The following is a 10,906-nucleotide window of genomic DNA, read 5'->3' as shown; positions in this document are numbered from 1 at the left end:
CGAAAAGTATACTCCTGATCTGTGATTTCCCCGCTTAATCAAGCAATCTATTTTTTACTCGATAATCGAGAGTAAGTGCTATGGGTTTGCCTCGTAATAATAAATAAAGTTCTGATGAATGTCTCATAGGTTTGTCCTGGTTTCAAGTTTTTTAGACCAAAACTTATTGTTGGAAGTTAGCGATTTTCTACTTCAGTTTAAATTCAGCTCTTTTCAAAGTAAACTTAACAATGTTTTTTAGCGAAATCCTAGAATTCAATAATTCATTATATCGAATTAGCTTTTAATTCCTATTTGTTTCTTTTGGTTGAAATAAAATTGAAATAGTAATAGACTGCTAATAGCTAGAGCTGTAATTAAAATTATTCCTAAGGGGACTATGCTGTTGCTATGAAATAAGCTTACGACAAAGGAAGCTAAAGCTCCTAATACCATTTTTAGGCTACCAATTAGAGCAGATGCTCTTCCGGCTCTTTTGCTAAATGGTTCGAGAGATAGAGCCGTAGTATTAGGGTTTTGAAAACCTAATAAAAATAAAATCAGAAAAATTATTACGAGGCTTGTGTAAAAATCTGGTCCTAAAATACCGTCTATTAAGAAGAATACCGATAAAATGACTAAAATCACACTATTGAATAGCGTTATATTTAACGTGCTGAATTTCTTAAGAACTATGCGGTTAATTTGACTTCCTAAAATAAGTCCGCCTGCATTTACTCCAAATAGAATTCCGAATTCACTTTGGTTAAGATCAAAAATATTCATGAATAATTTTGGTGCTGAAGAAATATATGCAAACATAGCACCTATAGCAAAACTACCGGCAAAAGCAAAATTTAAGAATTTTGAATGTGTGAGAATTTCATAATAGTTTTGTAAAACACTTTTGGGCGATAATTGTACTTTGTTATCTGGAGTTATACTTTCTGGTAAGAAACTGGAAACACTAATAAACATGAGTAATGCGAACGCTCCCATAAACATGAAAACAGCCGGCCAGCCATAGGATTGTATTATAAATCCACCTATTGTAGGAGCTATAATTGGTGCTCCTCCCATGATAAGCATTAGAATAGATATTGCTCCTGCTACTTCTTCTACTGGAAAAATATCTCTAACAATAGCTTTAGAAGCTACCATTCCTGCAGATGCTCCTAAGGCAAGGAAAAATCTGGCGATTATAAGGGACGTTAAATTTCCTGAAAAATAGCATGCTGCTGCTGCTAATATATATACAAGTAGGCCGATTTGTAAAGGTCGCTTTCTTCCAAATTTGTCCATAATTGGACCGTAAGCCATTTGTCCTAAAGAAATTCCTATAAAATAGCTGGTAAGTGTTAATCCTACTCTGGATACTGTTATATTAAAATCTTCAGCTATATTTTCAAATCCTGGTAGATAAGAATCTATGGAAAAAGGCCCTAAGGCAATAAGAGTTCCTAAAACTACTAAAATTATATACTCTTTCTTTTTATTGCGTTCTCCGGGGGTATAATTCATCTTGCAAATTTCGGTAAGAAAATCTTTCTGTCATTAAGGAAAATTCGGTTTAACGAAAGATTAATACGCGATTCTAAATCGGTTAAATTTGGAATTTGCCGTAAAATAAAGAGAGTCGGAATAATAATATTCCGACTCTCTTGTAACTTAAAATTTATGCAAAAATTAGTTTCCTAAAATTTGGTTTAGAGTTTCGCTAGGTAGCATTGCATTACTAGTCTTTTCATCATTCATTTTATAGTAACCTCCGATATCTTGAGCAGATCCCTGAGCTTCTATAAGTTCTTCAAGAATTTTTTCTTCATTTTCTTTAAGTTCTGAAGCTATTTTTTCAAAATGCGATTTTAAATCTGCATCTTTATCCTGGTTTGCTAAAGCTTCAGCCCAATACATTGCTAAATAGAAATGACTTCCGCGGTTATCAAGTTCATTTACTTTTCTTGAAGGTGATTTACCGTTTTCCAAGAATTTTTCTGTAGCAGCATCTAGAGCGTCGGCTAGAACTAAAGCTCTTTTATTGTCATATTTGTTTCCTAAATGTTCTAAAGAAACCGCTAAAGCTAAAAATTCACCTAAAGAATCCCATCTTAAGTGTCCTTCTTCTAAGAATTGCTGAACATGCTTGGGAGCAGATCCACCGGCACCTGTTTCAAACAATCCTCCACCATTCATTAAAGGAACAATGGATAGCATTTTAGCACTTGTTCCTAATTCTAGGATTGGGAAAAGATCGGTTAAATAATCTCTAAGTACATTTCCGGTAACCGAAATTGTGTCTTTTCCGTCCTTTACTCTTTTAAGTGTAAATTCAGTAGCTTCTAAAGGAGGCATAATTTCTATCTGAACACCTTCAGTATCATGTTGTGGAAGATATTTTTGAACTTTTTCTATTAACTGCGCGTCATGAGCTCTTTCATTATCTAGCCAAAATACAATTGGCATTCCGCTAGATTTTCCGCGATTTACAGCTAATTTTATCCAATCTTGAATAGGTGCATCTTTTACCTGACACATTCTCCAAATGTCGCCAGCACCAACTTTGTGTTCGATTAAAGTTTCACCTTTTAGATCTACAACTTTTACCGTTCCGGCTTCAGGAAGTTCAAATGTTTTGTCATGTGAACCGTATTCTTCGGCTTTTTGAGCCATCAATCCAACATTAGGAACAGTTCCCATAGTCGTAGGATCAAAAGCGCCATTTTCTTTACAGAAATCTATGGTAGCCTGATAGATGCTAGCATAACTACTATCAGGGATTACGGCTTTAGTGTCCTGAGTTTTGTCGTTTTTATTCCACATTTGTCCTGATGTTCTAATCATCGCTGGCATAGATGCGTCGATAATAACGTCACTAGGAACATGTAAATTCGTAATTCCTTTGTCTGAGTTTACCATTGCAATATCAGGGCCATTTTCTAAATCTGCCTGAATCGCATCGTTTATCTCTTTCTTTTTGTCTTCAGGAAGATTATCAAGCGAGTTTAAAACGTCACCTAAACCACTATTTGGGTTCCCGCCGGCTTTCTTAATATCTTCACCATATTTTTCAAAAACATCTTTAAAGAATACTTTTACAGCATGACCAAATATGATAGGGTCTGATACCTTCATCATAGTGGCTTTCATGTGTAAAGAGAAAAGAACTCCTTTATCTTTAGCATCCTGAACTTGTTCCTGAAGGAAATTCTGTAATTTATCGACATGCATTACAGTACCGTCGATTATTTCTCCTGCCAGTAACTTAATATCTTTCTTTAAAACTGTTTCCTCGCCAGATTCTGAAGTGAAAACAATGTTTACACTGTCATCTTCATTTAAAGTAACAGATTTTTCATTATGATAAAAATCGCCGTCTTCCATAGTGGAAACATGAGATTTAGAATCTGAACTCCATTCTCCCATAGAATGTGGATTCTTTTTAGCGAAATTCTTAACTGCTTTTGGAGCTCTACGATCTGAGTTACCTTCACGCAAAACAGGGTTTACAGCACTACCTTTAACTTTATCGTATTTAGATCTAATTTCTTTTTCCTCTTCAGTTGCAGGTTCATCTGGGTAATCAGGAAGCTTGTAACCATTTTCCTGAAGTTCTTTTATAGCCGCTTTAAGCTGCGGAATAGAGGCACTAATGTTAGGAAGTTTAATAATGTTAGCTTCCGGTTTTTTTGCAAGTTCACCAAGCTCTGCAAGAGCATCGCTAACTTTTTGGTCGTCCTCTAAAAATTCTGGAAATTGAGAAAGTATACGTCCTGCAAGAGAAATATCTTTTGTTTCTAGAACAACATCTGCTGCTTTGGTATAGGTTTGAACGATTGGAAGTAATGAGTATGTGGCTAAAGCCGGTGCTTCATCTGTTTTGGTGTAAAAAATCTTGGTGTTTTCTGCCATTATTCAATTTTTTGATTTGTCAATTTTCGAAGAAACCCTTTGGTATTAGAGGGTTTGATGTATTCGCAATATACTATTATTTAAGCATTTTTGCTAGAAAACGCGCTGCAAAGCCTGTTAAGAAATGCTAAAATAAGGCATAAAAAAACTCCGTTGAAAAACGGAGTTTTAAATAATGTATCGTAAGCTGTAAAATTAAGATCTTTTAGCTTCTTTAATACGAGCTTTTTTACCAGTAAGTTCTCTAAAGTAGAAAATTCTGGCTCTTCTAACACTACCTCTTTTATTAACCTCGATCTTTTGGATTGCAGGCAAGTTAATTGGGAAGATACGCTCTACACCAACTGTACCACTCATTTTTCTAATAGTGAAAGTTTGTGAGCTTCCAGTTCCTCTTTTTTGGATTACAACTCCACGGAAAAACTGTGTACGGGTTTTTTGACCCTCTTTAATTTCGTAATAAACAGTAATAGTATCTCCAGCTGAAAATTCAGGAAGATCTTTTGTGGTAACGAATTCGTCTTGAACGAATTTAATTAACGATTCCATAGTTAAATATTTAAAATACAGGCTAAAACAACATTCACGGTTTTCGCCAGAGGTTATTTTAGAACGGATGCAAAATTATAAATTTAATTTTATAATTTAAGCTTTTTCTGAATAATTTTATTCGTCTTCTAAAAGATCTGGTCGAAGTTTTTTCGTTCTCTTAAATGCTTCATTTTCACGCCACTCTTCGATTTTTGGGAAGTTTCCAGAAGTTAAAATTTCTGGAACTTTCCATCCCTTGTATTCTGCCGGTCTAGTGAAAACGGGTGGTGCTAATAAATTGTCCTGAAAAGAATCTGTTAACGCTGAAGTTTCGTTGCCTAAAACACCAGGTATTAATCTAATTATTGCATCACACAAAATAGCAGCACCTAACTCTCCGCCAGAAAGTACATAATCTCCTACAGAAATCTCTTTAGTAATAAAATGATCACGCACTCGCTGGTCTACACCTTTGTAATGGCCGCAAAGAATAATTATATTTTCAAACATCGACATGCGATTTGCCATTTTTTGATTTAAGGTTTCGCCATCTGGAGTCATATAAATGATTTCATCATAATTTCTTTCCTCTTTCAGTTTAGAAATACATTTGTCGATTGGCTCAATCATCATTACCATCCCTGCACCTCCGCCAAATTGATAATCATCAATTTGCTTATAGTTATCGGTTACGTAGTCCCGCAGATTATGTAAATGAATTTCTACATGTCCTTTTTCTATAGCTCTTTTTAAAATAGAAGCTTCAAATGGACTTTTAAGAATATCGGGCACTACGGTAATAATATCAATTCGCATGGTACTTAGATTTTAAGACTATAAATATGCTAATAATAGCCCATTTTAGCTATTCATTTTATTCTGCTTATTCTTTTCATCTTGTAAAAGGCGTCCTAGTCTTTGTTCTTTTTCCAGCGCTTTTTTCTTGTACTCATCAAAATCTCTTTCGGTATCATCCAAGCGTTTTCTTGCTTCTTTAGTAACCGCATTAGAGTTTTTAAATTTATAGATAAAGAAAAGTAAAGCTAAAATAAGTATCCCTACAATGCCCCACATCATCGCCATATAAGTGCCTTTAGTTAGGGGCAAGCCAAGAAATACAATATTGTCTTTTTCTTCTCTAACTTCCTGAAGATCTTGCTGAGTTGTTTTAAGTTCTGCTTCTAGATTATTGATCTCTTCCTCTTGTTGATTGGCAGTGTTTTTATCTACCGTAATTTGATCTTTTAATTCCTGAATGTAAGCATTGGTATTATCACGAAGCTTTGTTAGCTCATCATAATTTACAACCTTATATTCCTGGTAATTATTGGAAGATTCGATTAATTCCTGAAACTCTTTTTGAATGGGATTAGTTTTTGAAATACTATCCTGTGCATTTCCCGTAAATGTAAATCCTGAAAAAATTAATAGTGTAATTAGTAGCTTATTCATTTTTAAATGAAGTTTTCTAGTTTGTTAGTATCAACCTAACCCCCTAAATAGTATTTTATTGTTTTTGGAGTAAAGTTTTTTAGCAGGCAAATGTCTGAAGATTCCAAATTACTCACAACCAATATTCGATCTAATTATTTGTTGTCTTAAAATCGATTTATTATTAATTATTTTTTTGAATAGTCGTTTTGAGATAGTTGTAATAAAAAAGCTCCCGAATTTACGAGAGCTTTTTATATATCTAATATGAGTCGCTTATCTAAAGATAACACGTTGCTTTTGGCCTGTTTTATCTATAAAAGTCATGCTTAAACCTTGTCCTCTTTCTATAGCTTTAAAAGCTTCTTCCGCATCTCGAATGCTAAAGATTTTTTCGCCATTTATTTCAGTAATAATTGCACCAACAAATTCTTCTTCAGGATATTGGTCACCTAACGTCTTGCTTATTTTTACTCCGTTTTCTGTCTGGTAAAATTTCAGTTCATCTTTAGATGCGTTGGTCACTTCTAAACCTATAGGTAGTTGTGCAACATTCAGCTTGGTTAATTTTACAGCAATTTCTTTCTCTTTGCCATTTCTAAGAACAGTAACATTAACCGTGTCGTTAGGTCGTTTGGTATTTATATAACCGGTAAGATCTGAAAATTTGTTGACTTTAATATTGTCAATTTTTCTAATAACATCTTTCGGTTGGATACCTGCTTTTTCTGCGCCACTACCTTTAGTTACTTCGCTAACAAAAACACCTTGTGTAGTACCATATTCTTCACTCATTTCTGGAACTCGGTTGAAATCGCTTCCACGTATACCTAATATTCCTTGTTGGATATCACCATATTCCATAATATCATCAACAATTTTTTTAGCATTGTTAGAAGGTACTGCAAAAGCATAGCCAACATAACTTCCTGTCATGGATGTGATAGCAGTATTAATACCTATCAATTCGCCATTAATATTAACTAAAGCACCACCGCTGTTCCCTGGATTAATCGCTGCATCTGTTTGTATAAAAGACTGTCCTGTTGCAGCAGGGTTAAGGTTTCTTGATTTAGCACTAACAATTCCTGCGGTAACGGTAGATTTTAGGTTAAATGGATTTCCAACCGCTAAAACCCATTCTCCTATTTTTACGTTGTTCGAATTTCCAAAAGGAATATACTCCAAATCTTCATCTGGCTCTACTTTTATTAAAGCGATATCAGAAATAGCATCTGCACCGATAACTTTTGCCTTGTAGGTTTTGTTATTATTTAAAGTAACTTCTAATTCGCTGGCGCCTTCGATAACGTGATTATTTGTTACGATATATCCATCTGGTGTAATAATTACTCCAGACCCAGTTCCGCGTAAGGATTTGCTGGATTCTGTTCTACCTTGCATAATATCTGCCCAACTGCGAGGGCCATTATAGACGGCAACATTCTTAACATGTACCACGGCGTGTACGGTTTTTTCTGCAGCGGCGGTAAAATCTACGTTCGTGCCATAAGTATGTTCGGCATTATAATTGGCGTTAATTAGATTTTGGGCAGCACTTTGCTCATTTTTCAAAAAAGAAACATTTTCTTCTTCAAAAAACAGCTTGTAGCTCCCTAAAGTTAATGCTCCACCCAGGATGGAAACCATAAGTAAACTTGCTAATTTTTTCATCTTTTTTCGAAAAATTTATTGTTCAACTTTAAAATTATAATTATTAAAAATTCTATTTTCCTGTAAGTCAACTAATAGTTAAAAACGCCGAAGTCAGTTCTAAAATTGTATATTTGAGGCGTTAAAATCTGCTAAAAATGAGACTTCAGTTTTTCAAATACCAGGGTACAGGTAACGATTTTGTAATGATTGATAATCGCAATAATTTAGTATCCAAAAACGATACCAAATTGATTGAGAGACTTTGTGACCGTAAATTTGGCATAGGAGCAGATGGATTAATTTTACTTGAAAATGCCGAGGTAGAAGGAGACGATTTTAAAATGGTTTACTTTAATGCCGACGGAAATGAAAGTAGTATGTGTGGTAATGGTGGTCGCTGTCTGGTAGCTTTTGCTAAATTTTTGGGTATCATTGAAGAGAGAGCAAATTTTACGGCTATCGATGGAGCTCATAAAGCATCGATTGGAAATGATGGAATTGTTAATCTGCAAATGCAAGATGTATCCAATATTTATCAAGCGGGTAACATTGCTTTTTTAGACACCGGTTCTCCTCATCACATTGTTTTTACTGAAAACGTCAAAGAGCTGGATGTAAAAGAAGAAGGTGCAGCAATTCGATATTCTTTAGATTATAAAGAAAAAGGAACAAACGTAAATTTTGTTGAGAAAACCGAGCAAGACGATACTTTTATCGTTCGTACTTACGAACGTGGCGTAGAGGATGAAACTTTGGCCTGCGGGACCGGAGTAACCGCCGTGGCAATTGCTGCCTTTAATAGCCATAGAACTCAAGCCAATGAAGTAAAATTGAAGGTTCCCGGTGGAGATCTTTCAGTTAGCTTTAAAGCAGATGGAGAAAATTATACAGATGTTTGGCTTAAAGGTCCGGCAAAACTTGTTTTTAAAGGAGAGATAGAATGCTAACCTTAAAAGGAGAAAAACTATATTTAAGAGCTTTAGAACCAGAAGATCTAGAATTTCTTCACGATTTGGAGAATAACGAAGAATTTTGGGAAGTTAGTGCCACTCAGGCTCCATTCTCAAAATTCATTCTAAAAAAATATCTGGAAAATTCTCATTTAGATATTTACGAAGTCAAACAATTACGTTTAGTAATCTGTAATTTAAAACAACACCCCATTGGTTTAATTGATATTTTCGATTTCGAACCTCGCGATCGTAGAGCAGCAATTGGTATTTTAATAGCAAAGCCCGAAGAGCGTCAAAAAGGATTTGGGGCAGAGAGTTTGTCTTTAGTGTGTAAATACTGTTTCAAACATTTGGGTTTACATCAGGTTTATGCCAATATCACTGCAGATAATGAGCGAAGTTTGCGGTTATTTGAAAATTGCGGATTTACACAAGCCGGTTTAAAGAAAGAATGGACGTTTATAGATGGACGTTTTAAAGACGAATATTTATATCAACTAATAAATAAGAATGTACATTAAAAAGATTTTAGTAGCCATAGCGATTTTAGGACTTGTTGGAGTAGGTATATTTAGTTATTATATCTACGAAAGCATTTTAGGAGAAAACACCAAATTCGCTTCAGAAAAAGAAATTGTTTTAATTCCTACGAATGCTGATTATAGAACTGTTTTAGACAGTCTTCGCCCATTGGTTGAAGACCTTAGTAGTTTTAATATTGTTGCTGAAAAAAAGCAGTATCCCGGCAATATAAAAGCAGGACGATTTATTCTGAAAAAAGGGATGAATAATAATGAGATTGTAAATACGCTGCGAAGTACCAATGTTCCTATTAATATAAGTTTTAATAATCAGGAACGAGTGGAAGATCTTGCCGGTCGAATATCTAATCAAATTGAAGCTGATAGTTTAAGTTTATTAGAAGCAATGCGCGACGAGGAATTTCTTGCTGAAAATAATTTAGATGAAGCTACAGCTTTGGGAATGTATATTCCGAATAAATATGAATTCTTCTGGAATACTTCTGCTGAAGAGTTTCGAGCGCGAATGAAAACCGAGTACGATCGTTTTTGGTCAAAAAGCCGATTGCAAAAAGCTGAAGAAATAGGTTTAACACCGGGACAGGTAATTACAATTGCCTCTATCGTTCAAAAAGAAACTGCGAAAGTAGATGAACGTCCAAAAGTAGCTGGTGTTTATATGAATCGTTATAAAAACGGCTGGAAGCTTGATGCAGATCCTACAGTGATTTACGCGATTAAACAGAAAACACAAAATTTTGATACCATCATAAAAAGAGTTTTATATAAGGATCTAGAGTTGGATTCTCCGTATAATACCTATAAGTATCGTGAAATCCCACCTGGTCCTATTGCAATGCCCGATATTTCTTCTATCGATGCCGTATTAAATTACGAAGATCATGATTACTTTTATTTTGTCGCCAACGTAGAAAATTTTGGCTATCATAAATTCGCTAAAACCCTTGCTCAGCATAACCGCAATAAGCAAGAATATGTTCGCTGGATTAATAAAAAAGGAATAAAAAGATAATTTTTTCTGAATTTAAGGAAAGTCTAACGTTATGGAAGCCTGAATCTTAGTGCGATGTTAAGTCAACGCATAGCTTTAAAAAAGGTTTAACAGCTTGTAGTTCAGATTATTAATATTTGTTGTACATTTGCACTCGCAAATTTGAAGAGAAGTCAAGTTTATAAATATAGAGATAATATTTGATTTATAAAAACTCTTCAGAAACAAATTGGAATGAGTAAGAAAATTGTTAAGCTTTCCTGGTTGCCCGTTGTTGCAGGATCATTATTTTTTAGTTTCAGCACAAAGAAAGCAGCCGATCTAGAGATAGAAGGTTTTACTACTCCTCATCTTGAATTAAATTATACGGTATCTATAGATGCATTACCGTTAAAAGCTTCTAAGGCGCCGGCTAAGGCACTCCCTAAATTAGGGAAGTCTTACACTGGTTTTAAAGAAGCTATAGGCTTTAAAGAGTCAAGAGGAGATTACAGCAGTATTAACGAATATGGATACATGGGGAAATACCAGTTTGGTAAAGGAACCTTAAATCTATTAGGCGTTTATAATACTCAGGAGTTTTTGGAGCGTCCAGAACTTCAGGAAGCAACATTTTATACGAATGCTTCTCGTAACAAATGGATCCTGATTCGTGATATTAAGCGTTTTTCAGGAAAAACTATTAATGGGGTAGAGGTTACAGAATCTGGTATTCTGGCAGCTGCACATTTAGCTGGTCCCGGTAGTGTGAAAAAATATTTAAGAAGTTATGGTGCTCAAATGTTTAATGATGCATTTGGTACAAGCATTAAATATTACATGAAGCGTTTTGCCGGTTACGACACCTCGTTTATTGAACCAGTGAAAAATCCTAGAGTTGATTTTTCAAAATTATCTGAAATATAATTTAAAAG

The 10,906-nt window shown here is 34.6% G+C and carries 10 protein-coding genes; 4 read left to right on the top strand and 6 right to left on the bottom strand.

Features of this window, described 5'->3' with window-relative positions; all coding sequences use genetic code 11:
- Window positions 1-276 precede the first annotated feature (276 nt).
- From PBT89_RS13285 to PBT89_RS13260, 6 genes are all read right to left on the bottom strand, one after another.
- Window positions 277-1,500: a multidrug effflux MFS transporter gene (locus tag PBT89_RS13285; protein WP_270062325.1), complete on the bottom strand. Its 1,224-nt coding sequence runs from the start codon at window positions 1,498-1,500 to the stop codon at window positions 277-279.
- Between the two features lie 165 nt (window positions 1,501-1,665).
- A complete protein-coding gene (locus PBT89_RS13280; RefSeq protein WP_270062324.1) occupies window positions 1,666-3,888 on the bottom strand; it encodes an NADP-dependent isocitrate dehydrogenase in 2,223 nt (740 codons plus the stop codon).
- 195 nt (window positions 3,889-4,083) lie between these two features.
- On the bottom strand, window positions 4,084-4,437 hold the full coding sequence (rplS, locus tag PBT89_RS13275) for a 50S ribosomal protein L19 (protein ID WP_270060410.1): 354 nt from the start codon (window positions 4,435-4,437) through the stop codon (window positions 4,084-4,086).
- Window positions 4,438-4,554: 117 nt separating this feature from the next.
- On the bottom strand, window positions 4,555-5,235 hold the full coding sequence (gene trmD, locus PBT89_RS13270; protein WP_270062323.1) for a tRNA (guanosine(37)-N1)-methyltransferase TrmD: 681 nt from the start codon (window positions 5,233-5,235) through the stop codon (window positions 4,555-4,557).
- A gap of 45 nt (window positions 5,236-5,280) precedes the next feature.
- A complete protein-coding gene (locus tag PBT89_RS13265) occupies window positions 5,281-5,871 on the bottom strand; it encodes a hypothetical protein (protein WP_270060412.1) in 591 nt (196 codons plus the stop codon).
- Between the two features lie 255 nt (window positions 5,872-6,126).
- Window positions 6,127-7,524, bottom strand: coding sequence for a S1C family serine protease (locus PBT89_RS13260; RefSeq protein ID WP_270062322.1), 1,398 nt, complete (start codon window positions 7,522-7,524; stop codon window positions 6,127-6,129).
- A gap of 137 nt (window positions 7,525-7,661) precedes the next feature.
- On the opposite strand from PBT89_RS13260, the gene dapF reads away from it, so the two are divergent.
- The 4 genes from dapF (at window position 7,662) to PBT89_RS13240 (ending at window position 10,898) form a co-directional block, all read left to right on the top strand.
- The gene (gene dapF / locus PBT89_RS13255) at window positions 7,662-8,453 is read left to right on the top strand and encodes a diaminopimelate epimerase (protein ID WP_270062321.1); all 792 of its coding nucleotides are present in this window, start codon (window positions 7,662-7,664) and stop codon (window positions 8,451-8,453) included.
- Entirely contained in the window at window positions 8,447-8,980 is a 534-nt protein-coding gene (locus PBT89_RS13250) for a GNAT family N-acetyltransferase (RefSeq protein ID WP_270062320.1), read from the top strand. Before dapF ends, PBT89_RS13250 begins: the two co-directional genes overlap by 7 nt.
- Window positions 8,970-10,013 (top strand): endolytic transglycosylase MltG, encoded by a 1,044-nt coding sequence (mltG, locus tag PBT89_RS13245; RefSeq protein WP_270062319.1) that lies wholly within the window; start codon window positions 8,970-8,972, stop codon window positions 10,011-10,013. Before PBT89_RS13250 ends, mltG begins: the two co-directional genes overlap by 11 nt.
- Before the next feature lie 213 nt (window positions 10,014-10,226).
- The gene (locus PBT89_RS13240; protein WP_270062318.1) at window positions 10,227-10,898 is read left to right on the top strand and encodes a peptidoglycan-binding protein LysM; all 672 of its coding nucleotides are present in this window, start codon (window positions 10,227-10,229) and stop codon (window positions 10,896-10,898) included.
- The last annotated feature ends 8 nt before the right edge of the window (window positions 10,899-10,906 follow it).

Origin of the sequence: Zunongwangia sp. HRR-M8, from assembly GCF_027594405.1 — a bacterium.
Classification (GTDB): domain Bacteria; phylum Bacteroidota; class Bacteroidia; order Flavobacteriales; family Flavobacteriaceae; genus Zunongwangia.
Note: the sequence above shows the minus strand (reverse complement) of the source record. Positions and strands in the feature narration are given on the sequence as shown.

Bases quoted from the DNA above. Each gene is read 5' to 3' on its own strand.
- PBT89_RS13285 (WP_270062325.1), bottom strand. From the start codon at position 1,500: ATGAATTATACCCCCGGAGAACGCAATAAAAAGAAAGAGTATATAATT.
- PBT89_RS13280 (WP_270062324.1), bottom strand. From the start codon at position 3,888: ATGGCAGAAAACACCAAGATTTTTTACACCAAAACAGATGAAGCACCG.
- rplS (WP_270060410.1), bottom strand. From the start codon at position 4,437: ATGGAATCGTTAATTAAATTCGTTCAAGACGAATTCGTTACCACAAAA.
- trmD (WP_270062323.1), bottom strand. From the start codon at position 5,235: ATGCGAATTGATATTATTACCGTAGTGCCCGATATTCTTAAAAGTCCA.
- PBT89_RS13265 (WP_270060412.1), bottom strand. From the start codon at position 5,871: ATGAATAAGCTACTAATTACACTATTAATTTTTTCAGGATTTACATTT.
- PBT89_RS13260 (WP_270062322.1), bottom strand. From the start codon at position 7,524: ATGAAAAAATTAGCAAGTTTACTTATGGTTTCCATCCTGGGTGGAGCA.
- dapF (WP_270062321.1), top strand. From the start codon at position 7,662: ATGAGACTTCAGTTTTTCAAATACCAGGGTACAGGTAACGATTTTGTA.
- PBT89_RS13250 (WP_270062320.1), top strand. From the start codon at position 8,447: ATGCTAACCTTAAAAGGAGAAAAACTATATTTAAGAGCTTTAGAACCA.
- mltG (WP_270062319.1), top strand. From the start codon at position 8,970: ATGTACATTAAAAAGATTTTAGTAGCCATAGCGATTTTAGGACTTGTT.
- PBT89_RS13240 (WP_270062318.1), top strand. From the start codon at position 10,227: ATGAGTAAGAAAATTGTTAAGCTTTCCTGGTTGCCCGTTGTTGCAGGA.